Origin of the sequence: Variovorax sp. UC74_104, assembly GCF_044055375.1 — a bacterium.
In the GTDB taxonomy this organism is placed as follows: domain Bacteria; phylum Pseudomonadota; class Gammaproteobacteria; order Burkholderiales; family Burkholderiaceae_C; genus Variovorax.
On sequence record NZ_CP171978.1, the window covers coordinates 1746800 to 1772272 of the forward strand.

Here is a 25473-nt window from a genome sequence, read left to right on the forward strand (position 1 = left end):
CGTGACCACGCCGGTCACCACGCAGGCCGGCTCAGTGATCGTGCGCGTGCGGCTTGTTCTTGCCGCCGGCGCCGCCGTTCAGCAGCGTCGCCAGGTCCACCTCCTGCTCGGCCGCCGCGCCGGCGATCACGCGCTGCTCCAGTTCGTCGAGGTGTTCCAGCGCCACCTCCAATGCCTTGTCGAGCGACTTGCCCGTGGCCAGCGCCTCGATGATCTGCTCATGCTCGCGCGGCGCGCAGCTTGCGGCCTCGGCGGAGTCGTAAAGCGCCTTGTAGAGCTCGGTGTTCGATATCAGCCGCTTGATGTACGACAGCAGCTCTTCGCTGTTCGCCATCTGCGCCAGCAGCAGGTGGAAGTCGCCGGCCAGCTTGATCGCGTCTTCGCGCCGGCCTTCCTTGAAGGCCTTCTGCTCCTCCTGCACGTGCTTGCGCAGCGTGGCCACCTGGTCGCGCGAGAGGTTGCCGAAAAGCGTCGTCACCAGGCCGGCCTCCACGATGCGGCGCGCGCGGTAGATGCCGCGCATGTCCTCGATGGAGGGGTTGGGCACGAAGGCGCCGCGGTTGTGCTCCAGCACCAGCCGCTTTTCCATGCCCAGCCGCGCCAGCACCTTGCGCACCGCGCCGCGCGTGCAGCCCAGCGCTTCGGCCAGCGCCCGTTCGCGCAGCGGCGTGCCGGGGCGCAGCTTGCCGCTGAGCAGGGCCTTGGAGACGGCGGCGTAGACGCGTTCGTCCACGTTCGCGTCGTCGGCTTCCGCGGGTTCGGGGGAGGGGGTTGTCGCTGGGGTCTTGCGGGCGGCGGAGGGCATAGGCAGGCGGATTATTGCCTGCGCACCGCGGCCTCAGGGAAAGCCCCCGGATTGACTCGGCCCCCGGTGCTCCGTACCATCCGCCTCCGTTTGGTTAACCAAATTGAATTGTATGGTTAACCAAAATCCCAGAGAATCCCAACCAGAGACAGGAATCGAGGCCCCGATGAAATCCGCCAAATGGCTTGCCGCACTGCCGGTCGCCGCCTTCTTCAGCGGGGGATGGCTGTCCTCCGTCGCGCCCACCTTCGTGCTCGGCATGCCTTTCCTGATGGTGTGGAACGTCAGCTGGCTGGTGCTGACCTCGCTCATCATGGTGGTCATCGACCGCGCCGAGGGCGACATCGACGCGCCTTCCTCGACCGGAGACGCACGATGAACGCCGCGCTCGGAGTCATTGCCCTCTTCGTCGTCGGCGCACTGGGCCTGGCCGTGCTCGCGCGGCGCGGCCGCACCATGAGCCTGGAGCAGTGGGCCCTCGGCGGGCGCGGGCTGGGAACCATCATGGTGTTCCTGCTGATGGCGGGAGAGTCGTTCTCGACCTTCACCTTCCTGGGCGCGAGCGGCTGGTCGTACAGCAAGGGCTCGCCGGCCTTCTACATCCTGGCCTACGGCGGCCTGGCCTACCTCATGGCCTTCTGGATGCTGCCGGCCATCTGGCGCTACGCCACCGCGCACAAGCTGGTGTCGTTCTCGGACTTCTTCGCGCACAAGTACGACAGCCGCGCACTCGGCGTGCTGGTGTCGGTGGTGGCGCTCATGGGCATGGTCGCGCTGCTCACCATCCAGCTGCGCGGGCTCGGCATCATCGTGTCGGAAGCCTCGTACGGCTCCATCGCACCGCAGGTGTCGATCTGGATCGGCACGCTGGTCATGGTCAGCTACATCCTGTTCTCGGGCATCCACGGCTCGGCCAGCATCGCCATCGTGAAGGACATCCTCATCCTCGCGCTGGCCGTGTTCCTCGGCATCTACCTGCCGTGGCACTACTACGGCGGCGTCGCGCCCATGTTCGGCGCCATCAATGTGGCCAACCCCGGCTTCTTCGAGTTCCCGAAGGAGGGCCTGAACCTCACCTGGTACAACTCGACCATCCTGCTGACGGCGCTGGGCTACTACCTCTACCCGTTCAACCTCACCTCGGTGTACGCGGCCAAGAGCGCGAGCGCGGTGCGGCGCAACACCATCCTGATGCCGCTGTACCAGGTGGTCATCGCCTTCCTGTTCCTGGTCGGCTTCGCGGCCATCCTGCAGGTGCCGGGGCTCAAGGGCTCCGACGTCGACCTGGCCCTCTTCGGCCTCGTGAAGCACACCTTCGACCCGTGGTTCGTCGGCGTGATCGGCGGCACGGGCGTGCTCACCGCGCTGGTGCCGGGCTCGATGATTCTGCTCACGGCCTCCACCGTGATCGGCAAGAACGTCTACAAGGAAGGCTTCGCGCCCAACGCCACCGACAGGCAGGTCTCGCGTGTGGCGCGCGGCGTGCTGCCGGTGTTCGCGCTGGTGGCGGTGTATTTCGTGCTGCGTGGCGGCACCACCATCGTGTCGGTGGCGATCTTCGCCTCCAGCCTGCTCACGCAGCTGCTGCCTTCGCTGCTCTTCAGCCTCATGAAGAAGCCCTTCGGCAACAGGCACGCCGCGTTCGCGGGCATCCTGGCGGGCGGCGCGGTGCTGGCCTTCATGATGACCACCGGCTCCAACCTGGGTACGCTGTTCCCGGCCGCGCCAGTGATGTTCAAGTCGCTCAACACCGGGCTCGTGGCGCTGGCGACGAACGCGCTGGTGTTCGTGATCGTGGCGCTGCTCACCCCGAACACGACGGGCCGCGCCATCGCAGCCCAACCGGCCTGATGCCCGGACAGAGATAGAGAAAGAAATGGACCGCCCCACATGCCATCGCTCCTGATCCGCAACGTGCGCCCCATGGGTGCCTCCCCCGTCGACGTGCTGGTGCAGGACGACCGCATCGCCGCCATCGGCCCGGAGCTCGCAGCGCCCGCCGGCGGCGCCGTCGAGGAAGGCCACGGCGCCTTGCTGCTGCCCGGCCTCGTCGAAGGCCACACCCACCTCGACAAGACGATGTGGGGCATGGACTGGTACCGCAACGAGGTCGGTACCAACCTCATCGACAAGATCGAGAACGAGCGCGCCTTCCGCCACGCCAGCGGGCATGACGCGGCCGCGCAGTCGCTCGTGCTGGCCAAGGCCTTTCTCGCGCTCGGCACCACGCGGCTGCGCACGCACGTCGACGTCGACACCCAGGCCGGCCTGCGCCATCTCGAAGGCAGCATCCGCACTCGCGAGGCGCTGCGCAAGCTGCAGCAAATACAGATCGTCGCCTTCCCGCAGTCGGGCCTGCTGGGCCGGCCCGGCACTGCCGAGTTGCTCGACCAGTCGCTGGCCATGGGCGCCGACGTGCTCGGCGGCCTCGACCCCTGCGCCATCGACGGCGATCCGGTGAAGTCGCTCAACGTGCTCTTCGGCATCGCCCACAGACACCAGCGCCCCGTCGACATCCACCTGCACGAGCCCGGCGCCATGGGCGCCTTCTCGCTCGACCTGATCCTGCAGCGCACCGAGGCGCTGGGCATGCAGGGCAAGGTCGCCATCAGCCACGGCTTCTGCCTGGGCGACGTGACCGAACGCGAGCGCGAGGCACTGCTTGCGCGCATGGCGAAGCTGGGCGTGGTGCTCGTCACCAGCGCGCCGCCTTCGCGCACCGTGCCGTCGCTCATGGCCTGCAGGCAGGCCGGCGTGACCGTGCTCGGCGGCAACGACGGCATCCGCGACACCTGGTCTCCCTACGGCAACCCCGACATGCTCGAGCGCGCCATGATCATCGGCCTGCGCTACAACCTGCGCCGCGACGACGAGATCGAAGTGGCGCTCGACACCGTCACGCACTCCGGCGCACGCGGCTGCGGCTTCGAGGCCTACGGGCTCGAAGCAGGCTGCCGCGCCGACCTCGTGCTGGTCGATGCGCAGACCGTCGCGCACGCCGTCGTCTCGCGCCCCGTGCGCAAGCTGGTGGTGGCGGGCGGCTGCATCGTGGCGCGCAACGGCGTGCTGCGGGCCGACCTGACCTTCCTGTGAAGGCGGCGCAAGCAGGCCGGAGCAGCCGCGACGCAGGCATCGCCTTCGCGATCGTCATCGTGCTGGTGGCGCTCAACCTGCGCGCCTTTCTCACGTCGAGCAGCCCGCTGCTCGAGCCCATCCGCACCGCGACCGGCATCGGCTTCCATGCCGTGGCACTGCTGACAGTGCTGCCGATGTTCGCAATGGGCGCCACCTCGCTCTTCGGCGCGGCGGTCGGCCAGCGCATCGGCCCGCGCGGCGGCGTCGCGCTCGGGCTCGCGGCCATTGCCGCCGCCTGCGCCAGTCGGTACGTGGCCGGCGGCGCGGCGGCGCTGCTGTGGAGTGCCGCGCTTGCCGGCGCGGGCGTGGGCCTGGTGCAGGCGCTGATGCCCGGCGTGGTGAAGCAGGCCTACCCGGCACGCATCGGCGTGATGACGGGGCTCTACTCCGCAGCCATCATGGGCGGCGGCGGCCTCGGTGCCATGGCCAGCCCGTGGGTGGCGCATGCGTTCGGCGGCGCGCAGCCCGACTGGCACGCGGGCCTCGCGATCTGGGCGCTGCTCGCCGTCTTCGCGCTGCTTTACTGGCTCAACATGCGGCGCATCGAATTCACATCCGCCGCCGAGGCGACGGGCCTGCGCAGCCTTTCGTGGCTGCGCTGCTTCACGAGCCGCCGCGCATGGCTGCTGGCCGCATGCTTCGGCCTCATCAACGGCGGCTACACCAGCCTCGTCGCTTGGCTTCCGCACTTCTATGCACAGCAGGGCTGGACCGCGCAGCAGGGCGGATCGGTGCTCGCACTGATGACCGCCGCGCAGGTGGTCTCTGCACTCGCCATGCCCGCCATCGCGCGCAGCCGCGGCCGCGACCTGCGGCCCTGGCTGGTGCTCACGCTCGCCGCCCAGCTCGCAGGCTTCTGTGCGCTGACCTTCGATGTGCCCGTTCCGGCAGTCGCCATCGCCATCGTGCTGGGCTTCGGCCTTGGTGGCGCCTTCTCGCTGTGCATGGTGCTCGCGCTAGACCACCTGCCCGACCCCGCGCAGGCCGGCGCCCTCGCGGGCTTCATGCAGGGCGTCGGCTTCATGATCGCCGCGCTCGCGCCCTTCGTCACCGGCTGGGTGCGCGAGCACACCGGCGGCTTCACGCTCGCGTGGGCCTACCTCGCGACGGTCGTCGTTGCGCTGCTGCCGCTCATGCTGCGATTCGATCCGCGCCGCTATGCCGACGCCACGGCGAGTCTTTTCGATGCGCTCGGCGCGCAGGCCGGTGCACCATCTCTTGCCGCGCTCGAAGGCGCGGCCACCAGAAAGGCCTGAACACCATGTACCAGGAACAATTCATGCAGCGGGCGATCGCCCTTTCTGCACAAGCGCTGAGCGAGCCCGGCACCGAGCCCTTCGGCGCAGTCGTCGTGAAAGACGGTGTGATCGTCGGCGAAGGCTTCAACCACTCAGTCGCGCACCATGACCCGACATCGCACGGCGAGGTGGAGGCGATCCGCGATGCGTGCCGCAAGCTCGGCACCGTCGACCTGCAGGGCTGCGAGCTCTATACCTCGTGCGAGCCCTGTGCGATGTGCGTGGCGGCAATGCACATCGCGGGGATCGCGAAGCTCTACTACGCGGCTTCGCTGGCGCAGTCGGGCAAGGCCTTCGAGGGCGTGACGGTGGCGGCGCGGCATCCTATCGATGTGGAAGCGTTGCGCGCCGAGGCGGGCGCGACGCTGGCGCAGAGAAGCTTACCTGCGATGCAGAAGATGGATCGGGAGGCGGTGGAGGTTCTTTCGGAGTGGGCTGCGACGCGCAAGGCTCCCTGAGCCCTTGCGCGCACGCGTCGGCTACTTGAGCGCTGACACCACCGCATCGAAGAACGGCAGCACTGGAAACACGCCGCCGCCCAGCGGGTCCGTCTGCGCGCCCCAGATCACGATCACAACCTTTTCCTTGCGGTTGATGTAGATCTGCTGACCCATGATGCCGGTCGCGTAGAAGGCTCCATCCGTGGCCGATTGGCCACTGGGCGGTATCCACCAGAGGTAGCCATAGCTGATCTTCGTACCGGTGCTCAGCACCTTGGGCGTGCCCGCTTCCGTTACCCAGCCTGTGGGCAGCACCGGTTGCCCGGCCGCGACGCCGTCGTTCATGATGAACATGCCGAAGCGGCCATAGTCGCGCAGCGTCGCGCTGATGCCGCTGCCGCCGATCTCCACGCCGTCGGGCGAGTCGAGCCACCAGTTGGCCTGCGCCTCCATGCCGAACTTGGACCAGATCTTTTCTGACAGGTACTGCGCCAGCGGCTTCTTCACTGCGTTGCGGACGATTTCCCCGGCCACCTGTGTCTCGCCGGTGCTGTAGTTGTAGACGGAGCCCGGTGTGGCCGCGCGGGGCAGCTTGCTCATCAGGTCCATGGCCGAGCCCGGCTTCTGGCTGATCTGCGCTTCGAGCAACTGGCGACGATCGGAGCTTGGATCGGTGTACGTTTCGTTCCACTTGGCGCCCGAGGCCATCATCATCACGTGGCGCACCGTTGCGCCGTCGTAGGCGCTGCCGGCCAGTCGCGGAACGTACTTGACGACCGGGTCGTCGATGCTGGCGATGTAGCCGTCCTTCACTGCCGCGCCGATCAGCGTTGACGTGATCGACTTGGCCACCGACATCGACATCCAGCGCGTCTTCTGCGTGTTGCCGTACTGGTAGGTCTCGTTGACGATCTTGCCGTCCTTCAGCACCAGCAGGCCGGCCACGCGATTGGTCGACATGAAATCAGCGAGCTTGTACGCCGTCGTGCCGACCATGAAGTTGAGCTGCGTCAGCTGCGTGGCGGCCATCGGCAGCGCATACGGCGTGCCGCCGGGCTCGATGGTGCGTGTGGGAAAGAGCCGGTCGATGTTGCGGTACGTGTTGACGGCCAGGTCTGGAGACAGGGCGCCGTCGTAGATCTGGCGCACCGTGCCGATGGGCTCCGACGCATGCGGATAGCCGCTGCCTGCACCCGGGTCGCCACCGCCGCCTCCGCCGCTGGCGGGCGGCGCCACCACGATGGGGAGGACGGCTCCGCCTCCACCACCGCCACCTCCGCCACCACCACCGCAGGCCGAGAGCAGCAATGCAGCCGTAAGCAGGGAAACCGGCAACGCGGCGCGCAACGGACGCGCAAATACGACGAACACCCTCCGGACACCTTGATCCACGCGAATCTCCTCGTCTGTTTGTTGGCGATGGCACCTGCGCGCCACGGGCAGGGCATTGCACCCTGCCGCCGCGAATGATCGCATTCATGCGCTCCGGCACCAACCCTGTCGTCGGAATTCACGACGATGTTGTTACTCACCACTCCGCCAGCCTCTGAATAGAGTGACCTCACGGCGCCATTCGAAGCGCGCCAAGAGGAGCTGGCAATGTTCATCACCAGAAGCAGCGGCAGCAATACGACGAAGCCGCCTTCCACCCGCGTCGCGCGTGCGCTCGAAATCCATCGAAGCGTGATGGCGTGCAACGCGCACATCGCGCGCGGCAGCGAAACCACTCACGCACTCACCGCAGCGCTGATGCTGCCTTGCTACAAGGCCGAATTCCGCACCCTCGTGCTCGCAATGACCGCGAACGAAGAGCGCGAACTTAGGTACGCGCTCGATGCTTCTTGCGCGAGCGCCGCATGAAGAAGAGAACCTTCGCGGCAATTTCCGCCGCTCCAGGTTTCATTCCGAAAGCTTGCGCGGCTTGCGGAATTACAGAGTTGGATTGAACGGGATTCCACTCGTAGCGGCAAACATCGCGAACGCCCAGACTCCGCTTCCCCGGCCGGGAAGTCATTTCATGGAAGTCATTTCTCTTGAAAGGAGTTGGCTATGGCGGAAACGCAGAAATTCACCATCCTGTCGTTCGTAGGCGGTGGCATACGAGGCCTGATGTCGGTCACCATCCTGAACAAGCTGTACGCGAAGTTCCCGCAGATCATCGACAACACCGACCTCATCGCCGGATGCTCGACGGGCTCGATCATCACCAGCGAGCTGCTCGCGGGAACGAAGCCGCAGGACCTCATCACCTTCTTCACCACGAAGGAGATCGACTTCTACAACAAGATGAACTCAGACCCGAACGTGCCCGCGTACTCGATCGACGAGGTCTTCGCCTCGCAGCTCAAGTTGCACCCCACGGCGAAGGTGTCCGACCTCGGGCGCTGTGCGCTGTTCGTGTCGTTCAACGTCGGCGGTGCCGCGCTGAAGGACGGCGTGAAAACGCCGACGCCATGGGAGCCGGTCATGTACACCAACATGATCGCGGACCACGGCGACGTGCTGGTCGCGAAGGCGGCCACCTCCAGCGGCGCGATGCCCGGGCAACTGGGCTCGTACGAAGGCAACATAGACGGGGCCTTCTTCAACCACGACCCGACGGTGGCCGCCATCGCGCTGGCTGTGAAGGCGGGCTACAAGCTGGAGGACATCACGGCCATCACCATCGGCACCGGCCTCATGTACGACTGGATCGCGAGCGATACCCACAACTGGGGCGCCAACCAGTGGATGACCGGTACGGCCAATCCGTTCAACGTCACGCCGCCCTTTCTCATGAACCAGTCCACGCCCGGGCCGGTGCTCGACGCGAGCCTCAGCGGCACGTCGGCCCAGATCATGCCCATGCTCGCCGGGTTCCTGCTGGGCGACCGCTACGCGAACGTCAACCCGACGCTGCCGTTCTTCATTCCGGAGAACACCACCTACCCGCAGGCCATCGACCTGCTGCAGGCCAAGGGCAAGTCGGCCGACACCGCAAAGGCCGAAGCGCTGCTGCAGGCCTACTGGGTGAACCACTCGCTCGGCCCCGTTGCGCCCCCGAAGACCGCCTCCGCCAATCGCGCGTGAGCGGCACCCCTGAACGCATTCCTGACACAGGAGGAACGATGTCGATCACTGAAGAGAACATTGCCGACGCAGCCGCCGGCGTCCTGGACTCGCAGGACCTCGGCCCGCACGTCATCCAGCAACTGCTGCCCACCCGCTACGTGCTCGACGTGGACGGCGGCAGCACCAAGGAAGGCACCGCGGTCATCGGATGGACCCGCAAGCCGGACAAGGGCAACACCAACCAGCAATGGATGTTCGTTCCCGCCGGAGTGAACGCCCCGGGCTGGTGGTATCTGCAGACCAACATGGGCACGGGCCTCGTGATGACCGTGCTGCCCAAGCTCGTGGTCCCGGTGCCTCCACCCACGCCCATCGTGATGATGAGGAAGGGGGCAGTTGCCGACAGCAGCCTGCAGCTCTGGTGCCTGCTGCCCACCGAGAAGCTCGGCTACTGGTACATCCAGAACAAGAGCGGTGCGAGCAACTCGAAGACGCCGATGGTTCTTACGCTCGATGGCGACAAGTCCGCTGCGCGTGCGGTGCTTGGCGCCATCAGCTTCACCGGGTTTGAAACCCAGGCCTGGGGGTTTGCACCGGCGTAGTGGTGTGGTGGCGTAGCGGTAGTCAGTCCCAGGCCGGCGACAGACCGGCCGGGTCCGTCAGCCGCTCATTGCGGTCGAGCGCCGCAATCTGCGTCATCTCCGCGTCCGTCAGCGTCAGCTGCAGCGCCTTCAGGTTTCCTTTGAGGTTCGCGCGCTTGGTGGACGACGGAATCACCGCATAGCCCAGCTGCATCGCCCAGGCCAGCACCACCTGCGCGGTGGTCGCGCCGTGCGCCTTGGCAATCGCTTCGACGACCGGGTCGTTCAGCACCTTGCCGTAGGCCAGCGTCATGTAAGACGTGATGTGGATGCCCGCGCTCTTCGCGAACTCCGCCACCTTGCGGTTCTGCAGGTAGGGGTGCAGCTCGATCTGGTTGGTGGCGATGTTCTGTGCGCCCACGGCCGCGATGGCTTCCTTCATCAGTGCGATGTTGAAGTTCGACACGCCGATGTGCTTCGTCAGCCCCTGCGCCCTGGCCTCGGCCAGCGCGCCCATGAACTCGGCCACCGGCACCGCGTTGCCGGGCGAGGGCCAGTGGATCAGCGTCAGGTCGACATGGTCCGTGCGCAGCTTCGCGAGGCTTTCCTTCAGGCTGGGCACCAGCTTGTCTTTGGCGTAGTTGTCGGTCCAGATCTTGGTGGTGATGAAGAGGCTCTCGCGGGCGATGCCGCTTTCGGCAATCGCCTGGCCCACCTCGGCCTCGTTGCCGTAGATCTGCGCCGTGTCGATGGCGCGGTAGCCCACGTCGAGGCCGTTCTTCACCGAGTCGATGACCACCTGGCCCTTCAGGCGGAAGGTGCCTAGGCCGAAGGCGGGAATGGGGTTCTTGTTCATGGTGTTGTCCTTGTGCATTGAAAAGCGAAGAAGAAAGAAGAAAGAAGGAAAGGCGGCGCTCAGTGCCCGGCCGGCACCGGCCCCGAGGCGCGAACCGGAATGCCCGCACGGCGGTCGAGCGTTCCGCTCCATTGCGTGAGGGCCAGCGACACCAGCACCACCAGCGCACCGATCCACGGCGTGTGCATCAGCCCCAGGTGCGTCACGATCAGACCGCCGGCCCAGGCCGCGCCGGCAATGCCCAGGTTGAAGGCCGCGATGTTCAGGCCCGAGGCCACGTCCACCGCCTGCGGCGTGAAGCGCTCGGCCTGCTTCACCACGTACACCTGCAGCCCCGGCACGTTGCCGAAAGCCACCGCGCCCCACATCAGCACCGCCAGCAGCGCCAGCCACTTGTGCGGCGCCGCGAAGTTGAAGAGCAGCAGCACCGCGGCCAGCAGAGCGAAGATGATCTTCAGCGCCGGAATCGGGCCCTTGCGGTCGGCCAGCTTGCCGCCCCAGATGTTGCCCACCGCCACAGACACTCCGTAAACCAGCATCACCCAGCCCACGGCACCGGCGCTGAAGCCCGACACCTCCGTGAGGATCGGCGCGAGGAACGTGAACGGAATGAACGAGCCGCCATAGCCGATGGCCGTCTTCGCATACACCAGCAGCAGGCGCGGCTCGGCCAGCACCTTGGCCTGCTGCGCCAGCGAAGCCGGCGGCGTGTGGCGGATGTTGCCGGGCACGAAGACCCAGCTGCCGATGAACGCGACCACGCCCAGGGCAGACACGGCCAGGAAAGTCTCGCGCCAGCCGAAGTGCTGCCCGATGAACGTGCCCAGCGGCACGCCCGTGACCAGCGCCACCGTGAGGCCCGTGAACATGATCGCGATGGCGCTCGCCGCCTTTTCCTTCGGCACCAGGCCGGTGGCGATCGTCGAGCCGATGGAGAAGAACACCCCGTGTGCCAGCCCAGTGAGCACCCGGGCCGCAATCAGCGATTCATAACTCGGCGCCTTCCACGCCAGCAGATTGCCGAGCGTGAACAGCGCCATCAGCCCGAGCAGCAGCGCCTTGCGCGGCAGCTTGCCCGTGAGCGCGGTGAGCACCGGCGCGCCGATGGCGACGCCCAGTGCATAGAGGCTGACCAGCAGGCCGGCGGAGGGGAGGCCGATGTGGAGGTCGGCAGCGACTGTGGGGATGAGGCCAACGATGACGAACTCTGTCGTTCCGATGGCGAAGGCGCTGAGGGTTAGCGCCAGTAGGGCGATGGGCATGAGGCACTCCTTCTGGGATGGGGAGGAGTGTCTTGCGGTTACCTTTGCGGATAAATGGGGATCGCGGCAGAAGATTGTTGCTATGAAATCAATGATTAGTGCAAATCTCGCTCTCGCTCCGTAGAGCGAATGAGTCTAGAGAGGTGGAAGCTAGCGAGCTTCACATCTTCTGCGGAGAGGCGAACCGGCTCGTGCTGCAAGAAAGAGAGGAGCGCCTTGGGCTCCAGCACCCATAGATCACGAAAACCACCAGAGTTCGCAACGAACCAGCCAGGAAAGACAATCACGGGGCGAGCCTCGAAATTGCGACCCGTGCTTTCTCTCAACAGTTGCTTTAGCCAACTCGCTTGGGCACGTGCTTGGACGATGGGGTCTCGATTCGGTGCATGCAAACCTCAACGACGTGATGCGCGCCTACGCCGCACTCAGGAAGCTCGTCGACACCAGCGCCCCGAACGACAGCGAGGAGCTCACCCCCAGCCGCACCGAACTGAGCGTAAGCCGTCAATTAACCACGCCCTTGTTCAGGGAGCAATGAGCTGTGAGGCTACGTGCCCATGTATAGCAACATGGACACGTAGACATGACAGAGCAGTACGCAGAGTTGAGAGGCCGGTTGGTTGTGGGGCGCAAGAGTGACGGTCGCGGCGTCTACGACGAATCCGCCAAGAGGGAGTTGATCGTTGCCTGTCTCAAGCAGGGAGTGTCGGTGGCACGCATGGCGATGGAGCACGGTGTCAACACGAACCTGCTGAGGACCTGGATCGCGGCTTACCAGAGGCGAAGCGCCCAAGTGTCGGCGGGCGACATCGCGCGAACGCAAGATGCGGCATTCGTTGCCGTACACGTGGAGGGCGAACAGGATCCGCCGCAGCGCGAGCGTGCGGTGGCTGTGCCCGCGGTAGCCCACACACCTGCCACGGCCGTGGCGGTGATCCCGGATGAGAGCCCCTTGGCGACACCGACTCCGATGGTCGGTTTGCAGGTGCGGCTGCCCAACGGTGTGCAGCTCGATCTCGGCGAGACGAGCTTGCAGGAATTGCCGACGCTGGTGCAGATGTTGAGCCGATTGCCATGTTCCGCTTCGACGAAGGGCTGAAGGTCTACCTGCATCGCGAGCCGGTGGACTTCCGGCTGAGCATCAACGGCCTGGCGGTGCTGGTGGAGCAGGCGCTGGGCCTGGATCCGTTCGCATCGTGCGCCTACGTGTTCAGCAACCGCAGGCGCGACCGGGTGAAGATCCTGGGTTGGGAGCGCAACGGCTTCTGGCTGTTGCTCAAGCGGCTGGAGAAGGACAGGTTCATCTGGCCCTCGGCCGAGGCGGTTCCGGCGCTGACGGCCGAGCAACTGCACTGGTTGCTGGAAGGCATCGACATCGCGGTGGTGCAACGCCACCCCCATCTGCGCTATTGCAGCGTGGCCTGACGGAACAATGCTGGGGCACGCCGATCCAAGCTGGCGTGTCCACGCCTGCCACCATCACCGCTGAAGAACTCGCTGGCCTCATCGCCGAGCGCGATGCGCTGGCCGGCGCGCTTCGTATTGCGACCACCGAACGGGACTTGGCGCTCGAACGGTTGAGGTCGCTGCAGCGCCAGCTGTTCGCCGCCAAGAGCGAAGCGCGCGGCACCGAGCAGAAGGATCTGTTCCTCAACGAGGCCGAAGCACTCGCGCCCACTGATCAGGCACCGCAGGCCGAGACTGACGAAGAGGAATCGACACCGGTCGCCGGGCATCAGCGCAAAAAGCGCGGACGCAAGCCGCTGGACCCCGCGCTGCCGCGCGAGATCGTGCGCCACGAGCTGCCCGAGGCCCAGCGCGTGTGCGCACACGACGGACACGCGCTGGTGGAGATCGGCTCCGAGATCAGCGAGCAGATGGATGTCATTCCCGAACAGGTGCGCGTGCTGCAGCACCACCGCATCAAGTACGCATGTCCCTGCTGCGATCAGAGCCTGAAGGTCGCACCGGCGCCGGCGCGCATCATCCCTCGCGGGCTGCTCACCGAGCAGGCCCAAGCCTGGGTCATCACCGGCAAGTATCAGTTCGGCATGCCGCTGTACCGCACGGCCGCGCTGCTGCGCCGCTTCGGTGGCGACATCGTGAGCAACACCCTGGCCTCTGGCGTCGTGCGCATCGGCCGGGCTGTGCAGCCCGTCATCAACCTGCTGCGCGATCACCTGCTCGACTCGGACCTGATCTACGGTGACGAGACCACGGTCCAGGTGCTCAAGGAGCCCGGAAGGAAAGCCCAGACGAAGAGCTACATGTGGGCGCAGATGAATGGCACGGGTCCACCGGTACGGCTGTTCGCCTATGCGCCGGGGCGCGGCGCCGTGCACGCCGAGAAACTGTATGCCGGCATCCGCCCCGGCACCACGCTCATCACCGACGGCTACGAGGTCTACAACGGCATCGCGAAGGCCGGTGGCCTCACGCATCTTGGATGCTGGGTTCACGCGCGCCGACCGCTGATCAAGGCCGAGGAGGCCATCCCGAAGGCAGCTCGTTCGCTCGACCAGCTCGCGACCCGGTTCGTGCGGCTCATTGGCAAGCTGTACCGCGCGGAGGCACTGGCCAAGGACTGGACGCCCGCGCGTCGGCTGCGGCTGCGTTCGCGCTACAGCGCCGCCGTTGTGCGCAACATCGAGCGGTTGCTGCTCACGCACCTGCACAGCGTTGCGCCGTCGAGCCTGCTGGGCGAAGCACTGCACTACCTGCATGGGCAGTGGCCCAAGCTCGTGCGGTTCCTGGACAACGGAACCTGGCCGCTGGACTCCAACCCGGTGGAGAACGCGATCCGGCCCTTCGTCGTTGGAAGACGAAGCTGGTTGTTCGCCGACACCGTGGGCGGCGCGAACGCCAGTGCCAACCTGTACTCGCTGATCGAGACGGCCAAGGCCAACAACGTCGAGCCCTACCGCTACCTCGTCGCGCTGTTCAAGAAGCTGCCGCTGGCACAGACCGTCGACGACTACGAGGCGCTGTTGCCCTGGAACATCGAGCTCGGCTCGCCGTAGACCACCCCGTGCACGTCGATTCCGACACCGCGCGCAAGGGCGTGGTTTATTGACGGCTTACAACTGAGCGCCTTGCTCGGTGTGCTCAACGACGCGTTGACAGCGCGCATCGACGCGATCAACCTCGCGGCCGGTGCGGTGCGCGAAGCGCTGCAAGGGCGCAAGCCTTGAAGAAATGCTCCGGCACTGGTGTTTCCCGGCTCGGAGCTTGATGCGGAGGCGTTGAGATCGAGAGCGCGCAGCCTAGGCTGCTTCAAATGCGCAACGCTCACTGCTGCTGGGGCGATGCTGCGGGGCCTTCAATCCACTTGCAGCATGAGCGTGTCTTGGCGCAAGCTGGTTGAACCGTGGCTTGCAGCCTGTCCAGGCGCTCCAGGCGTCTTGTCGGCGGGTTTTCGAGTTCATCGACATGGGTTTCCACTTCGAAAGAAGTCCCGTCGCTGAGCGTCTTCAGAAGGCCGGCGATTTCGGCAAGGCGGAGATGTGCCTTTCTCGACGAATCGGCATCGCCCTTGATCGCGAACGCAAGGATGTAGGCACGGTATATGCCGTGTGTGGCTCTGCGTGTGTCCTTCTGCTCGATGAACCAGTTTGTCAGAGAGATGACCTGTTCAGACCCGAGGCGCGTGCTGCTTGGCGGGAACTGCACTTCGCGTTCGAGCCCACCAAAAGAACATGCGATGGCCCCTTTGAAGGCGATAGTGCAAATGAGGGCGACACTCGCACACAACCATCTTCCGCGAGGCAGCGTGGATTTGAATTTCTCTTTCATCTTTGCAGGGCCGGCGGTTTGTAGAGAGGGTCACCTTTTTGGCATGGGCATTCGTGTGGACACCGACCAAGACAACTTTGCGCATCATCCTGAAACCTCCCTTGTTGAGTCGGGGAGTTGTAGGAGGATGCGCGTGTTGACACTGTGGACCAATGTCAAACGGCTACAAATTCTTCACGCTGGTTGGAGTTTTCGATTTTTTGAAGAGACGCCGCATGCGCTGCGGGCGAGCCCGACCCCGTCTCAGCGCGCAGGTGCCTGGGTTTCCACCGGAGACGTGTCGATCGTCTCCACGGGCAATGGCCCGGTGAAGATCCGCTTGAGGCGCTGGCCCGTCCACAGGTAGTAGAACTTGCCCTCCGGAGGCTTCTCGTTGAAGCTGCCGGAGATGATCAGCAGCCGGCTGTCGAGCCGGAAATCCACTCGCTCGTCGTCGTTGCCCATGGCGCCCACGATCGCATCGACGCCGGGAAGGGTGTAGGCCTGGCCCGTTTTCTGGTCGAGCACCGCGAAGTTGCGGCAATCGGTGCCGCATCCCCAGCTCGCCACCCGCAGATGGCCGGCGAAGTTGGGCGGCTCTTTGTAGGCGTTGTGGATCACGGTGGTGTAGCGCCGGGCCGTTCGGGTCGTCAGCTGCAGCGGTGGGTGCGGGCCTGCACGGGGCTGGTCGCGCGCGGTGATCGGGTAGTCGGTGAACTTCGGCGGGGCCTTGGGCGCGGCAGCGGTGGCGGCCGAACACAGCAGGGCCAATGAGAGCGCGGAGGCAACCGCCAGTGCTTGTGGAAACGCGAGCCGGCTGGCGCGCCGGGTTTCTCGAATCTTCGGGGTCATGGGGCCTTTGCGAAATGCCGGGCACGCAAGGAATGCGGACTTAAAGAACTGCGTGCGGAGGCGTTCGATTCTCCGCTTTGAGCGGGCCCCGCTCAGAACCGATGTCGCAATCCCAGTGCGAAGGAACGACCCGAGGAAAGGCCGTCGACACGGTCGCTCATGCCGGCCACATAGACATCGGTCCGCTTCGACAGGAAATGGTTGTAGCCCAGGGTCACGGTACGACGGTCGGCTGCTGCGGCGTCGAGGAGAACACCATACTGGGCAAAGACCCGGCCCGGCCCGAGTGGTACGGACAGGCCCATCCCATGAATGTCAAATCGGTTCCGTGTGGACTGGTTGTTGACTCGCCCGGTTTGAGCGAAAAGTTTCGCGACGCCGAAATCGTATGACGTGCTCAGTTGCCAGGTCTCTGTGTCCTGGCCCGTGGCGCCATTCCTCGCTTTCTGCCACGTGGCTCCAAGACCGAAACCGGAGCGCATGTAGGTGGCGCCGGCGCCGACCTTGCGCCCACCGCTGCCTTCAGGGAGTGACGCAGAGGCGTTGAAGGTAAACCCGGACATGCTCGGGCTGATGTAAACGATCGAGTCGTTCCACACGCTGTCGCCGGTCACCGTGCCGCTTCTGAAATAGTGCCGAATGGTCGGTGAGTAGCCGAACGATCCCTCTACTGCATTGAACAGGACAGAGTTGGAGAACAACGAGGTCGCGTTTCGGCCAAAGGTCAATCGACCCCAGTTCGGGTTCGAGATGCCGACAAAGCTGCTGCGGCTCCAGAAGGCGTCGCCTGCGTATCGCCCCTGTTCACCGTCGTCGGCCCGAAAGAAGGCCTCGAGCTGGAAGATGGCTGCCCATCCGCCGCCAAGGTCTTCGATGCCCTTGATGCCATACCAACTGGTCGTCAGGCTCCCGCTTGAAACATTGCTCGTTGCATGTCTCGATCCGGCCGCTCGGGTGCTTCCGATGCTGAGGTCGACAAGCCCGTTGAACGTGACTGACGACTGGGCGCGTGCGGGGGACGCATGAAGCAGAGATGCCGCACACAGGGCGAGGCTGGCGGCGGATGCGCGCGAGGGGAGGAAGGCGCATGGCGTGGGCGTGCGCGAGTTGGAGGTGTAGCGCATGAGGCATTCAAGGTCGTGAAGCCGCGGATGCTAGGAACAACACATCGCCGGCGATAGCAGCAAATTCGTTCCATCCCGTTGCGCATTTCGCATCGGGCACGAATATCGCGGAGGCGGTGAATCGCGCGCACAGCCGCGCCTACGCTCCGAGCCGACTGCCATGCACATCCACGCAAGAACCCTCAAGTACTTCGACATGATCCGCCGGTGCAAGTCCATCAGGGAGGCCGCCCGACACCTTCATGTCTCGGCGTCTGCAGTCAACCGCCAGCTCCTTCAGCTCGAGCAAGAGATTGGCTCGCCGCTTTTCGACCGGCTCGTCGGCGGCATGCGATTGACCGCCGTGGGCGAGCTGTTCGCGCGCCACGTGACGACGGTTCTCCAGGACCAGAACAGACTCGTCAGCGAACTGGATGCACTGCGCGGAATTCGCAGGGGCGAGGTGAAGATTGCAGCCGTCGAGGGCGTGAATGCCGACGTGCTTCCGAACGTCCTGGAAACAATGGCGACCCGTCATCCGATGGTCAAGATCTCGGTCGTGACCGGAGGGTCGAGTCAGGTCGCGCAGGCGGTCGTCGATGGCGATGCCGACCTGGCTCTTGGCTACAACGTTCAGCGATCCGAGCTGCTGCGCCAGTATGCCGTTGGCAAGTTCAACCTCGGCGTCATCATGCCGACCGCGCATCCGCTTGCGAAGCGCAAGAGCGTGTCGTTTTCCGACTGCTCGCGCTACCCATTGATCCTGCCAGGCCCGTCGTTGTCGATGTACGCCCAGATGCGCTCGTTCCTCATCAATCACAAGCGACCACTGACGGTGGTGCTGGAAAGCGCTTCGGTCGAGCTTGCCAGAACAATGGCCATCAGGGGCGTCGGCCTTGCCTTCCAGACCAGGGTTGGCATCGAGAAGGAGATGAGAGAAGGGACCATGGCGCATGTTCCCCTCGTCGGGCCCATGCCGATTGTCTCGGAGCTCGGCGTGTATGCGCGGGATGGACGATGGCTGCCACCCGCCCTGGATGCTCTTCTTCGCGCGTTATCGGAGGAAATCGCCCGGCGCGAGGCCGAAGAGGTTTGGCAGCCGAGTTCTCTTGATGGTGCATCGGCACGGTGAGTGTCAAAAAAGCTCGATGCTGGTGCGATTGTTAGCAAATCACATCGCTCTCGCGCACCTGTCTGGGGGTCGAATTTCTCGATAGGACTGGTGTTGCGCATTAGGCAACGGCACGAGCGATATTCGATGCTATCTGCCGCACTGAATCGTTCCTAGGATGGCGACACATTCCATCCACACAGGCAGCTATGAACCAATCTATCGACCACGCTACGGTCCCCTTGATCGATATCGGAGGGCTGTATTCGGATGACATTGCTGAGCGCAAGGCGGTTGCGCAGGACCTGCGCAAGGCGTGCGAGAACAGCGGCTTCTTCTATATCAAGAATCACGGGATCGATGCCGAGCTGATCCGCAAGGTTCTGGCGGAGACCGCTGCGTTCTTCGACCAACCCGAACCGAAGAAGCTTCAGGTGTCGAAGGCTCTTTCTCGATGCAATCGAGGCTATGAGCCTCTACGTGCGCAGACGCTTGAAACCGGCGCGCCTCCGGACCTCAAGGAAAGCTATTACCTGGGCATCGAACTTCCCGATGACCACCCGTCGGTGATAGCCGGCAAGTTCAACCACGGACCGAACCAATGGCCCGCCGATATGCCGAACTTCAGGGTGGTCACTACCGATTACTTCAATGCCCTGTATCGGCTCGGGGGCGTCATGATGCGCGGATTGGCCCTTTCGCTGGAGTTGCCCGAAGACCATTTCGACGGCTTTCTCGACGGCGCGGCAGCCAACCTGCGATTGCTTCACTATCCACCGCAGCCCGCCGTGGCGCAGCCGGATGAGAAAGGGTGCGGTGCGCATACCGACTTTGGTGCCTTGACCTTCCTCCTTCAGGACGAGGCAGGCGGCCTGCAGGTGCAACCCGCGAACACGGGCAGATGGACCGACGCACCTCCGATACCTGGAACCTACGTCGTGAACATAGGCGACCTGATCGAGCGCTGGACCAACGGCCGCTACAAGTCGACCATGCACCGGGTCATCAACCGGTCGGGCCGAGAGCGGCACTCCGTCCCATTCTTCTTCACGGGCAACTACGACTGGGTCGTCGAGTGCATCCCCGCTTGCCTGAAGGACGGCGAGGAATCGAAGCACGAGCCGATCACGGTCGAGCAACATATCGTGAACTGCTACAAGCGCACGTACGGATGAGCATGAACCGCCATCTCGTACTCATCCACGGCGCTTGGCAGGGAGGCTGGGCGTTCGACGCCTGGTTGCCGTGTCTGCATGCCAGAGGGTGGCATGCGCACGCACTGGATCTGCCGGGAAACGGATGGGGAGCGCCCGGTCCGGCAAGCCTGGTGGCGTATGTCGATCATGTCGTCGCAAAGGTCGAGTCGGTCGGGGAGCGAGTCGTTCTGGTGGGGCACAGCGGCGGCGGGCTGATAGCGACCGCGGTGGCCGAGCGCATCCCCAGGAAGATCCAGTGCCTCGTCTACCTCGCGGGCATGATGCTGCCATCCGGCTTGACCTACGCAGAGTTGCTCAGGCAGGCAGCCTGCGATCATCCTGGGCAAGATCTTCGCGGCATCGGGCCCCACCTGGCATGGACGCCGGATCGCCGCTTCAGCTACGTCCCCGAGGCGGCTGCGCTGTCCTTCTTCCTTCAAGACTGCGAAGAAGGCGCTGCCCGGAGAGCCGCGTCCCTGCTCAGGCCCCAGGCGGAGGCCGGCCGGGCAATCTCTGTCGAGTGGACCGCCGAGCGTGCAGGACAGGTGCCCCGCGTCTATGTGGAAGCGCTGCAGGATCGCTCCATCCCGCTGGTGATGCAAAGGTGCATGCAAGCACTCGTTCCGGGCGCACATCGTGTCGAACTGGATTGCGGGCACGTTCCTCAACTTGCGAATCCCGAAGAGCTGACGCTGCAGTTGGCGGCAGCCCTCGCGACCGTCCCTGCGACCACTCGCACTTAGACACTCGACATCCGACCGAAAGCTCTCTCATGCACATCAAGACATTTCTCACGGCAACCTCTCTTGCGCTGGCGTCCATCACGGCCTGTGCTGCCGAACGGCTCACCTTTCAGCTGGACTGGCTGCCCAACGGCGACAAGGCCTTTGCATACGTCGCGCTCAAGCAAGGGTTCTACGCGGCTGAAGGCCTGGATGTATCCGTCGTTCCAGGCCGGGGATCTTCGGACGCCATCACGAAAGTTGCGACTGGCGCTGCGGACGTTTGCAACGGTGCTCTTGCTTCCTTGATGATGGCGGCCGCCGAGTCGCCGATCCCGGTCAAGGCCGTGATGTCGGTCTACTCCGTGCAACCCGACGCGCTCTTCACCATCGCCGGAAGCGGAGTCAACGAACTCAAGGACCTGGCGGGAAAGACCGTGGCAATGCCCACGTTCTCGTCCTCCAACGTGCTGTGGCCCGTCATTCTTCGGGCCAATGGCATCGACCCCGGCAAGGTGAAGACGGTCAAGGTCGATCCGAGCGCGCAGGCACCGATGCTCGCGCAGGGGCGGGTGGATGCCACTATCAATTGGACAACCGTGGTCCCGCAGTTCGACGAAGCCCTGAAGCAGACCAACAAGAAGCTCTCGGTCATCGAGTGGTCGAAGTACGGGTTGGACGGCTATGGCATGAGCATCTACGCTTCGGACAAGCTGATCAGGGAACGCCCGGAGGTTCTCGCGAAGTTCCTGCGGGCGACGGCCAAGGCCATTCGCTTCTCGATCGAGAACCCGGACAAGGCGGCTGCCGATCTCAAGGCGGCAGTGCCTGAGACGGATCCCAAGGTGGCTGCGGCGATGTTTCGTGCCTCCATTCCGCTGATCGACAACCCGGTTTCGAAACGCGATGGTTTTGGAGCATTCGAGCCGAAGCTTCTCGAGGCAACCTGGACCTGGGTGTCCAGGTCCATGAACTACCCTCCGGACAAGGTGAAGCCGGAATCCCTGGTCGATCGCTCGTTCCTTTCGAAGCTCGGCCGATGAACGATGTCATCAGCATCCACGATGTTGGACAGACTTTCGTCGGCCGCGACGGCTCCAAGGTGACTGCGCTGCAGAACGTCGACCTGAAGTTGCGCCGCCACGAGTTCGTTTCCCTGATTGGTCCCTCGGGCTGCGGAAAGTCGACGATCCTGCGCTTGATCGCCGGGCTTCTACGGCCGTCGGAGGGGGAGGTCAAGATCTACGGCATGCCGGTCCTGGAGCCTCGCGATGAGATCGGCATGGTCTTCCAGCGACCTACGCTGCTTCCATGGGCAAATGTGGTGGACAACATCACTTTTCCCATGAAACACAAACATGGGCGAGTCGATGATCGTGACCGGAAACGCGCACGCGACCTGCTTTCGATGACAGGCCTGGCCGATTTCGCGGAGCGGAACCCCAGCGAGCTGTCGGGTGGAATGCAGCAGCGCGTCGCCATCGCGCGTTCCTTGCTGCACGACCCGGACATCCTGTTGATGGACGAACCGTTCTCGGCGCTGGACTCCTTGACTCGCGACGAGATGAGCCTTGAGCTCCTGCGCATCTGGACGGAGCGTCCGAAGACGGTCGTCTTCGTGACGCATTCGATCCAGGAGGCCTTGCTGCTATCGGACCGCATTGTCGTCATGAGCGCACGACCCGGTCGAGTCGCGGAGATCATCGAGGTGCCCTTCGCGCGTCCGAGAACCATCGATACGCTTGCCGATCCGGCATTCAATGCCATGGCAAACGAGATGCGGATCAAACTTTTCAGCCGTGGCAAGGAGTGACGATGAGCGAACGCAGAAAGAATCTGTTGCTAGCAGCCATGGACCGGCATCTTGCAATCGTCGTGTTCATCGGGGTCGTGGCGGTGTGGGAGCTGGCCTGTCGGGCGCTACAAATACCCCAGTTCATACTGCCTGCGCCCAGTGCGATCGGCGCAAGCATGGTCGAGATGAACTTGCATCGCTGGATCGAGCACGCCTGGACGACGCTGTCGGTCGCATTGACCGGCTACTTTTGCGCAATCTTGATCGCACTCCCTCTGGCCATCGGAATCGTCAAGTCGAGGTTGCTGTCCCGTCTTGTCCTTCCTTGGCTGGTGGTCATTCAATCCACGCCCATCATCGCCGTCGCGCCCATTCTCGTGGTGACTCTCGGAACGGGCAGCTTGCCCAAGGTCGTGATCACGACGCTCATCACCTTCTTTCCGATCGTGATTGCAACGGCAACCGGACTTTCGGCTGTTCCTCCCGAGTTGGTGGAGTTGTCCCGGTCCCTGCGGGCGCCAATCCGCCGCCAATACCTTCAGATTCGCCTTCCCTATGCGGCGCCCTTCATATTCGGTGCGCTCAAGGTTGGCGTGACGCTAAGCATCATTGGCGCGGTGGTCGCGGAGTTCGTCGCCGCCGAGACGGGATTGGGCTACCTGATCCTTTTTTCGACGTCTTCGTTCAAGGTTCCTACTGCTTTCGCTTCTCTCACCATCCTGGTCGTGATTTCTCTTTTGCTCTATGGATTGGTCGACCTTCTGCATCGTCGATTTGTCTCCTGGCAGTGAGGATTCACGAAATCGCCTCTCAGGCTGGAGGGTTGGCTGGGGATCTTCGAGTCAGTCGTGATCGTCAGGCTGCCCGAGTTCACCTCTCATCTCCCCCAGCATCCACTCCCGAAATGCCACGACCCGTGTGTCCTCGCCGCTCTCCTGCGGACACACCAGGTAGTACGCATACGGCTGCGCCATGCGCACGCCGACGTCGAACAGCCGCACCAGCCGCCCCTGCGCCAGGTCGCCCGCGATCAGGTCTAGGTCTGCCAGCCCCACGGCGCCGCTTTCCAGCACGGCCTGCACCACGAAGCTCGAATCGGTGAAGCCCACGAAGCGGCTGTCGTCGATGTCCTCGTCGTCCACGCCGGCCGCGGCCATCCACATGCGCCAGTCGGGCCAGGTCATGGTGTCGGTCTTCCAGTCGACATGGCAGAGCGTGAGGTCGTGGCGAAGCAGGTCGCGCGGCTCGTTCAGCGGCGGGCCGGTCTCGATGAGCCTGGGGCTGCACACGGGCACGATGAGTGTGTCGAACAGCCGGTCGGCGCGCGCGCCTTCATAGCTGCCGGTGCCGAAGCGGATGGCGATGTCGATGTCGTCGGCCTCGAAGTCGCGCAGTTCGTCGGTGATGTCGAAGCTCAGCTCCAGCCCGGGGTTGGCGGCCCTGAACTTCGGCAGCCTCGGCAGCAGCCAGTTGGTGGCGAAGCGCGCGCTCAGCGACACACGCAGTTGCGCCGCGCTGCGCGTGAGCTTGCGCGCGCGACCGGCGGCGCGGTGCAGGGTGTCGAGCGCATCGGCGGTGGCTTCGAACATCACGGCGCCGGCTGGTGCGCGTGAAGAGCTCCACGCCGAGCTGGTCTTCGATCTCCTTGATCTGGTAGCTCACGGCCGCGGGCGTGAGCCCCAGCTCGTCGGCCGCGCGTGTGAAGTTGCGGTGCCGCGCGGCCGCCTCGAAGGTGCGCAGGGCGCGCGTGCCGGGGAGCATGCGGTTGTTGTTGTTCGTCATCGGCGTGGATGCCATCGATCTTCAAGCTCCGTTTGACGGTTCGTTGAGAACTACTCGTTTCTCATTGCAAGGCGGGCGCAGGACGATCGAGCCAATCAAGAAACCATGAATGAATCGATAGATCGATTGATTGGAGCCATCGAATGTCTGCCAGCCTGAACCCGTGCGACGCGCGCCCTGACGATGAGGGCGCTGCTGTTGTTATTGATGTTGTCGCCGCGACGGAGAGAAACAAGGACCCCCTGCACTGGCCCGCGCGAATGTGGATCGCGCTTCTCATCTTCAGCGGCGTGATTCTGCTCGACGGGCTCGACATCTCGATGATCGCGGTGGCAATCCCCGAGATCCAGCAGGCCTTCGGCATCGGCGCGGCCACGGCGCAGTGGCTGGTCAGCGCGTACATACTGGCCTTCGGCGGCTTTCTGCTGCTGGGCGGACGCTGTGCCGACCTGTTCGGCCGCAGGCGCGTGCTGGTGGCGGGGCTGGCGGTGTTCGCGCTGGTGTCGGTGGGCGGCGCCTTCGCTACCGACGCGGGGCTGCTGATCGTCTCGCGCTTCGTCAAGGGCATGGCCGCTGGCTTCACGGGGCCGGCGGCGATGTCGTTGTTGACCACCACCTTTGCCGAAGGGCCGGCGCGCAACAAGGCCTTCGGCATCTTCAATCTGTTCGAGGCCTCGGGATACTCGTCGGGCCTGCTCATCGGCGGGCTGCTGGCGGCGCTGAACTGGCGCTACATCTTCGTGCTGCCGATTCCGGTCGCGGTGCTGCTTTTGCTGGCCGCGCTGCGCTACCTGCCGCCCGATGCGCCGCGCGTGAAAGGAGCGCAGCGGCAGCGCCTCGACATCGGCGGCGCCGTCACGCTGGTGGCCGGCATGCTGCTGATGGTGTTCACCGTGGTGTCGGTGGAAGAGGCGGGCTGGTCGTCGCCGCGCACGGTCGTCGGCTTCGCGGTGGCTGCGGCGCTGTTGATGGCTTTCGTCGTCATCGAGCGCACGGTGCAAGAGCCGCTGGTGCGGCTGGGCATCTTCCGCAACCGCGGTCTGGTGGCCGCCAACATCAGCGCCGCGCTGCTGTACGGCGGAGCGATGGGCTTCCAGTTCCTGATCGCGCTGTACCTGCAGAACATCCAGGGCTGGAAGCCGTGGCAGATGGCGCTGGTGCTGCTGCCGGCGGGGCTGATGGTGGTGCTCATCGGCCCGAAGATCGGCGCGCTCATCAGCCGCTTCGGCGTGACGCGCGTGCTGATGGTCGGCCTGCTGGCCTTCGTGCCGTGCTACCTGCTGATGCTGCGCATCGGGCCGGAGCCTGACCTGTGGGGCGTGCTGCTGCCGGCTTCGGTGCTGTGGGGCCTGGGGTTCGCGCTGAGCATCTCGGCGCTGATGGTGGCGGGCACGAACGGCGTGGCCGACGACGAGCAGGGGCTGGCGGCCGGGTTGCTGAACAGTTCGCTGCAGGTGGGCGGGGCTTGCGGGCTGGCGGTGCTGACTGCGGCGATTGCGCCCGGGACTCGGCTGGAGATGCTTTACCCCGGGGTGGGCGTGATCCTGGCGTTCGCGGTGCTGACGTTGGCGGCACAGGTCGTGCGGGGCAGAGGCTAGCTAGCCGTTTGACGAGGGGCCTCGTTCAAGGAGGCTCTCGCCGCCGTTGCGCGCCAGCACCCCGTGCCATCCGGGGGGAGCCTGGTTTGCAGCGGCCGCTCGTCGCCGATGGCCT

General features: G+C 64.7%; 26 protein-coding genes and 1 pseudogene. 19 read left to right on the forward strand and 8 right to left on the reverse strand.

Going from position 1 to position 25473, the window contains the following annotated elements; all coding sequences use genetic code 11:
- Window positions 1–31 precede the first annotated feature (31 nt).
- The gene (locus tag ACHMXA_RS08170; protein WP_395319968.1) at window positions 32–805 is read right to left on the reverse strand and encodes a GntR family transcriptional regulator; all 774 of its coding nucleotides are present in this window, start codon (window positions 803–805) and stop codon (window positions 32–34) included.
- Between the two features lie 166 nt (window positions 806–971).
- On the opposite strand from ACHMXA_RS08170, the gene ACHMXA_RS08175 reads away from it, so the two are divergent.
- Genes ACHMXA_RS08175 through ACHMXA_RS08195 form a run of 5 tightly spaced genes read left to right on the forward strand, consistent with a single transcriptional unit; the run spans window position 972 to window position 5696 of the window.
- Window positions 972–1184: a DUF3311 domain-containing protein gene (locus ACHMXA_RS08175; RefSeq protein WP_019658356.1), complete on the forward strand. Its 213-nt coding sequence runs from the start codon at window positions 972–974 to the stop codon at window positions 1182–1184.
- Window positions 1181–2656 carry a sodium:solute symporter gene (locus tag ACHMXA_RS08180; protein WP_395319970.1) on the forward strand — a complete coding sequence of 492 codons (1476 nt, stop codon included), beginning with the start codon at window positions 1181–1183 and terminating at the stop codon, window positions 2654–2656. Before ACHMXA_RS08175 ends, ACHMXA_RS08180 begins: the two co-directional genes overlap by 4 nt.
- 39 nt (window positions 2657–2695) lie before the next feature.
- Complete coding sequence (locus ACHMXA_RS08185) at window positions 2696–3898, forward strand: amidohydrolase family protein (RefSeq protein WP_395319972.1); 1203 nt, start codon at window positions 2696–2698, stop codon at window positions 3896–3898.
- Window positions 3895–5196 (forward strand): cyanate transporter, encoded by a 1302-nt coding sequence (locus ACHMXA_RS08190; RefSeq protein WP_395319974.1) that lies wholly within the window; start codon window positions 3895–3897, stop codon window positions 5194–5196. Before ACHMXA_RS08185 ends, ACHMXA_RS08190 begins: the two co-directional genes overlap by 4 nt.
- Before the next feature lie 5 nt (window positions 5197–5201).
- Complete coding sequence (locus ACHMXA_RS08195; protein WP_395319976.1) at window positions 5202–5696, forward strand: nucleoside deaminase; 495 nt, start codon at window positions 5202–5204, stop codon at window positions 5694–5696.
- 21 nt (window positions 5697–5717) lie between these two features.
- On the opposite strand, the gene ACHMXA_RS08200 is transcribed toward ACHMXA_RS08195, so the two are convergent.
- A complete protein-coding gene (locus tag ACHMXA_RS08200) occupies window positions 5718–7070 on the reverse strand; it encodes a serine hydrolase domain-containing protein (RefSeq protein ID WP_395319978.1) in 1353 nt (450 codons plus the stop codon).
- A 207-nt stretch (window positions 7071–7277) separates the two neighbouring features.
- On the opposite strand from ACHMXA_RS08200, the gene ACHMXA_RS08205 reads away from it, so the two are divergent.
- The 3 genes from ACHMXA_RS08205 (at window position 7278) to ACHMXA_RS08215 (ending at window position 9331) form a co-directional block, all read left to right on the forward strand.
- The gene (locus tag ACHMXA_RS08205) at window positions 7278–7538 is read left to right on the forward strand and encodes a hypothetical protein (protein ID WP_395319980.1); all 261 of its coding nucleotides are present in this window, start codon (window positions 7278–7280) and stop codon (window positions 7536–7538) included.
- Window positions 7539–7727: 189 nt separating this feature from the next.
- Complete coding sequence (locus tag ACHMXA_RS08210; protein ID WP_395319982.1) at window positions 7728–8747, forward strand: patatin-like phospholipase family protein; 1020 nt, start codon at window positions 7728–7730, stop codon at window positions 8745–8747.
- Window positions 8748–8785: 38 nt separating this feature from the next.
- Window positions 8786–9331, forward strand: a complete 546-nt coding sequence (locus ACHMXA_RS08215; RefSeq protein WP_395319984.1) for a hypothetical protein — start codon at window positions 8786–8788, stop codon at window positions 9329–9331.
- A gap of 22 nt (window positions 9332–9353) precedes the next feature.
- Here ACHMXA_RS08215 and dkgB read toward each other — a convergent pair whose 3' ends face one another.
- Together dkgB and ACHMXA_RS08225 are read right to left on the reverse strand one after the other, a co-directional pair.
- Window positions 9354–10166: a 2,5-didehydrogluconate reductase DkgB gene (gene dkgB, locus ACHMXA_RS08220; protein ID WP_395319986.1), complete on the reverse strand. Its 813-nt coding sequence runs from the start codon at window positions 10164–10166 to the stop codon at window positions 9354–9356.
- Window positions 10167–10225: 59 nt separating this feature from the next.
- Entirely contained in the window at window positions 10226–11428 is a 1203-nt protein-coding gene (locus tag ACHMXA_RS08225) for an MFS transporter (protein ID WP_395319988.1), read from the reverse strand.
- Window positions 11429–11834: 406 nt separating this feature from the next.
- On the opposite strand from ACHMXA_RS08225, the gene ACHMXA_RS08230 reads away from it, so the two are divergent.
- From ACHMXA_RS08230 to tnpC, 4 genes are read left to right on the forward strand one after another with little or no spacing between them, the layout of a single operon-like run.
- Window positions 11835–11966: a hypothetical protein gene (locus ACHMXA_RS08230; protein ID WP_395319990.1), complete on the forward strand. Its 132-nt coding sequence runs from the start codon at window positions 11835–11837 to the stop codon at window positions 11964–11966.
- Between the two features lie 45 nt (window positions 11967–12011).
- The gene (locus ACHMXA_RS08235; RefSeq protein ID WP_395316601.1) at window positions 12012–12527 is read left to right on the forward strand and encodes a transposase; all 516 of its coding nucleotides are present in this window, start codon (window positions 12012–12014) and stop codon (window positions 12525–12527) included.
- A complete protein-coding gene (tnpB, locus tag ACHMXA_RS08240; RefSeq protein WP_395316602.1) occupies window positions 12503–12853 on the forward strand; it encodes an IS66 family insertion sequence element accessory protein TnpB in 351 nt (116 codons plus the stop codon). The genes ACHMXA_RS08235 and tnpB overlap by 25 nt, the downstream gene beginning before the upstream one ends.
- Window positions 12854–12888: 35 nt before the next feature.
- The gene (gene tnpC / locus ACHMXA_RS08245) at window positions 12889–14448 is read left to right on the forward strand and encodes an IS66 family transposase (RefSeq protein ID WP_395316603.1); all 1560 of its coding nucleotides are present in this window, start codon (window positions 12889–12891) and stop codon (window positions 14446–14448) included.
- A 268-nt stretch (window positions 14449–14716) separates the two neighbouring features.
- Here the strand turns inward: tnpC and ACHMXA_RS08250 are convergent, their stop codons facing one another.
- The 3 genes from ACHMXA_RS08250 to ACHMXA_RS08260 form a co-directional block, all read right to left on the reverse strand.
- Window positions 14717–15220: a hypothetical protein gene (locus ACHMXA_RS08250; RefSeq protein WP_395319992.1), complete on the reverse strand. Its 504-nt coding sequence runs from the start codon at window positions 15218–15220 to the stop codon at window positions 14717–14719.
- Window positions 15221–15463: 243 nt separating this feature from the next.
- On the reverse strand, window positions 15464–16051 hold the full coding sequence (locus tag ACHMXA_RS08255; protein ID WP_395319994.1) for a hypothetical protein: 588 nt from the start codon (window positions 16049–16051) through the stop codon (window positions 15464–15466).
- Between the two features lie 92 nt (window positions 16052–16143).
- Window positions 16144–17175: a porin gene (locus ACHMXA_RS08260; protein ID WP_395319996.1), complete on the reverse strand. Its 1032-nt coding sequence runs from the start codon at window positions 17173–17175 to the stop codon at window positions 16144–16146.
- Window positions 17176–17335: 160 nt separating this feature from the next.
- Here ACHMXA_RS08260 and ACHMXA_RS08265 point away from each other — a divergent pair, with 160 nt between their 5' ends.
- The 6 genes from ACHMXA_RS08265 to ACHMXA_RS08290 all read left to right on the forward strand — a co-directional run bounded on the left by ACHMXA_RS08265 (window position 17336) and on the right by ACHMXA_RS08290 (window position 22769).
- Window positions 17336–18286, forward strand: a complete 951-nt coding sequence (locus tag ACHMXA_RS08265) for a LysR family transcriptional regulator (protein WP_395319998.1) — start codon at window positions 17336–17338, stop codon at window positions 18284–18286.
- 188 nt (window positions 18287–18474) lie between these two features.
- Window positions 18475–19440 carry an isopenicillin N synthase family dioxygenase gene (locus ACHMXA_RS08270; protein WP_395320000.1) on the forward strand — a complete coding sequence of 322 codons (966 nt, stop codon included), beginning with the start codon at window positions 18475–18477 and terminating at the stop codon, window positions 19438–19440.
- Complete coding sequence (locus ACHMXA_RS08275) at window positions 19437–20204, forward strand: alpha/beta fold hydrolase (RefSeq protein WP_395320002.1); 768 nt, start codon at window positions 19437–19439, stop codon at window positions 20202–20204. Before ACHMXA_RS08270 ends, ACHMXA_RS08275 begins: the two co-directional genes overlap by 4 nt.
- Window positions 20205–20233: 29 nt before the next feature.
- Window positions 20234–21226 (forward strand): ABC transporter substrate-binding protein, encoded by a 993-nt coding sequence (locus ACHMXA_RS08280; protein ID WP_395320004.1) that lies wholly within the window; start codon window positions 20234–20236, stop codon window positions 21224–21226.
- A complete protein-coding gene (locus ACHMXA_RS08285; protein ID WP_395320006.1) occupies window positions 21223–21996 on the forward strand; it encodes an ABC transporter ATP-binding protein in 774 nt (257 codons plus the stop codon). The genes ACHMXA_RS08280 and ACHMXA_RS08285 overlap by 4 nt, the downstream gene beginning before the upstream one ends.
- Before the next feature lie 2 nt (window positions 21997–21998).
- Entirely contained in the window at window positions 21999–22769 is a 771-nt protein-coding gene (locus ACHMXA_RS08290) for an ABC transporter permease (RefSeq protein WP_395320008.1), read from the forward strand.
- A gap of 51 nt (window positions 22770–22820) precedes the next feature.
- Here ACHMXA_RS08290 and ACHMXA_RS08295 read toward each other — a convergent pair.
- Window positions 22821–23760 (reverse strand): annotated as a pseudogene (locus ACHMXA_RS08295) (LysR substrate-binding domain-containing protein).
- A gap of 260 nt (window positions 23761–24020) precedes the next feature.
- Between ACHMXA_RS08295 and ACHMXA_RS08300 the strand changes: the two are divergent.
- Window positions 24021–25358 carry an MFS transporter gene (locus tag ACHMXA_RS08300; protein WP_395320010.1) on the forward strand — a complete coding sequence of 446 codons (1338 nt, stop codon included), beginning with the start codon at window positions 24021–24023 and terminating at the stop codon, window positions 25356–25358.
- Window positions 25359–25473 lie beyond the last annotated feature (115 nt).

What these genes read in the sequence shown, in the direction of transcription:
- ACHMXA_RS08180 (WP_395319970.1), top strand. Translation starts at nt 1,181, where the DNA reads ATGAACGCCGCGCTCGGAGTCATTGCCCTCTTCGTCGTCGGCGCACTG.
- ACHMXA_RS08225 (WP_395319988.1), bottom strand. Translation starts at nt 11,428, where the DNA reads ATGCCCATCGCCCTACTGGCGCTAACCCTCAGCGCCTTCGCCATCGGA.
- ACHMXA_RS08290 (WP_395320008.1), top strand. Translation starts at nt 21,999, where the DNA reads ATGAGCGAACGCAGAAAGAATCTGTTGCTAGCAGCCATGGACCGGCAT.
- ACHMXA_RS08205 (WP_395319980.1), top strand. Translation starts at nt 7,278, where the DNA reads ATGTTCATCACCAGAAGCAGCGGCAGCAATACGACGAAGCCGCCTTCC.
- ACHMXA_RS08210 (WP_395319982.1), top strand. Translation starts at nt 7,728, where the DNA reads ATGGCGGAAACGCAGAAATTCACCATCCTGTCGTTCGTAGGCGGTGGC.
- ACHMXA_RS08195 (WP_395319976.1), top strand. Translation starts at nt 5,202, where the DNA reads ATGTACCAGGAACAATTCATGCAGCGGGCGATCGCCCTTTCTGCACAA.
- ACHMXA_RS08170 (WP_395319968.1), bottom strand. Translation starts at nt 805, where the DNA reads ATGCCCTCCGCCGCCCGCAAGACCCCAGCGACAACCCCCTCCCCCGAA.
- ACHMXA_RS08215 (WP_395319984.1), top strand. Translation starts at nt 8,786, where the DNA reads ATGTCGATCACTGAAGAGAACATTGCCGACGCAGCCGCCGGCGTCCTG.
- ACHMXA_RS08185 (WP_395319972.1), top strand. Translation starts at nt 2,696, where the DNA reads ATGCCATCGCTCCTGATCCGCAACGTGCGCCCCATGGGTGCCTCCCCC.
- ACHMXA_RS08260 (WP_395319996.1), bottom strand. Translation starts at nt 17,175, where the DNA reads ATGCGCTACACCTCCAACTCGCGCACGCCCACGCCATGCGCCTTCCTC.
- ACHMXA_RS08230 (WP_395319990.1), top strand. Translation starts at nt 11,835, where the DNA reads ATGCGCGCCTACGCCGCACTCAGGAAGCTCGTCGACACCAGCGCCCCG.
- tnpB (WP_395316602.1), top strand. Translation starts at nt 12,503, where the DNA reads ATGTTCCGCTTCGACGAAGGGCTGAAGGTCTACCTGCATCGCGAGCCG.
- ACHMXA_RS08235 (WP_395316601.1), top strand. Translation starts at nt 12,012, where the DNA reads ATGACAGAGCAGTACGCAGAGTTGAGAGGCCGGTTGGTTGTGGGGCGC.
- ACHMXA_RS08265 (WP_395319998.1), top strand. Translation starts at nt 17,336, where the DNA reads ATGCACATCCACGCAAGAACCCTCAAGTACTTCGACATGATCCGCCGG.
- ACHMXA_RS08255 (WP_395319994.1), bottom strand. Translation starts at nt 16,051, where the DNA reads ATGACCCCGAAGATTCGAGAAACCCGGCGCGCCAGCCGGCTCGCGTTT.
- ACHMXA_RS08175 (WP_019658356.1), top strand. Translation starts at nt 972, where the DNA reads ATGAAATCCGCCAAATGGCTTGCCGCACTGCCGGTCGCCGCCTTCTTC.
- ACHMXA_RS08270 (WP_395320000.1), top strand. Translation starts at nt 18,475, where the DNA reads ATGAACCAATCTATCGACCACGCTACGGTCCCCTTGATCGATATCGGA.
- ACHMXA_RS08250 (WP_395319992.1), bottom strand. Translation starts at nt 15,220, where the DNA reads ATGAAAGAGAAATTCAAATCCACGCTGCCTCGCGGAAGATGGTTGTGT.
- ACHMXA_RS08275 (WP_395320002.1), top strand. Translation starts at nt 19,437, where the DNA reads ATGAGCATGAACCGCCATCTCGTACTCATCCACGGCGCTTGGCAGGGA.
- ACHMXA_RS08280 (WP_395320004.1), top strand. Translation starts at nt 20,234, where the DNA reads ATGCACATCAAGACATTTCTCACGGCAACCTCTCTTGCGCTGGCGTCC.
- ACHMXA_RS08300 (WP_395320010.1), top strand. Translation starts at nt 24,021, where the DNA reads ATGTGGATCGCGCTTCTCATCTTCAGCGGCGTGATTCTGCTCGACGGG.
- ACHMXA_RS08285 (WP_395320006.1), top strand. Translation starts at nt 21,223, where the DNA reads ATGAACGATGTCATCAGCATCCACGATGTTGGACAGACTTTCGTCGGC.
- dkgB (WP_395319986.1), bottom strand. Translation starts at nt 10,166, where the DNA reads ATGAACAAGAACCCCATTCCCGCCTTCGGCCTAGGCACCTTCCGCCTG.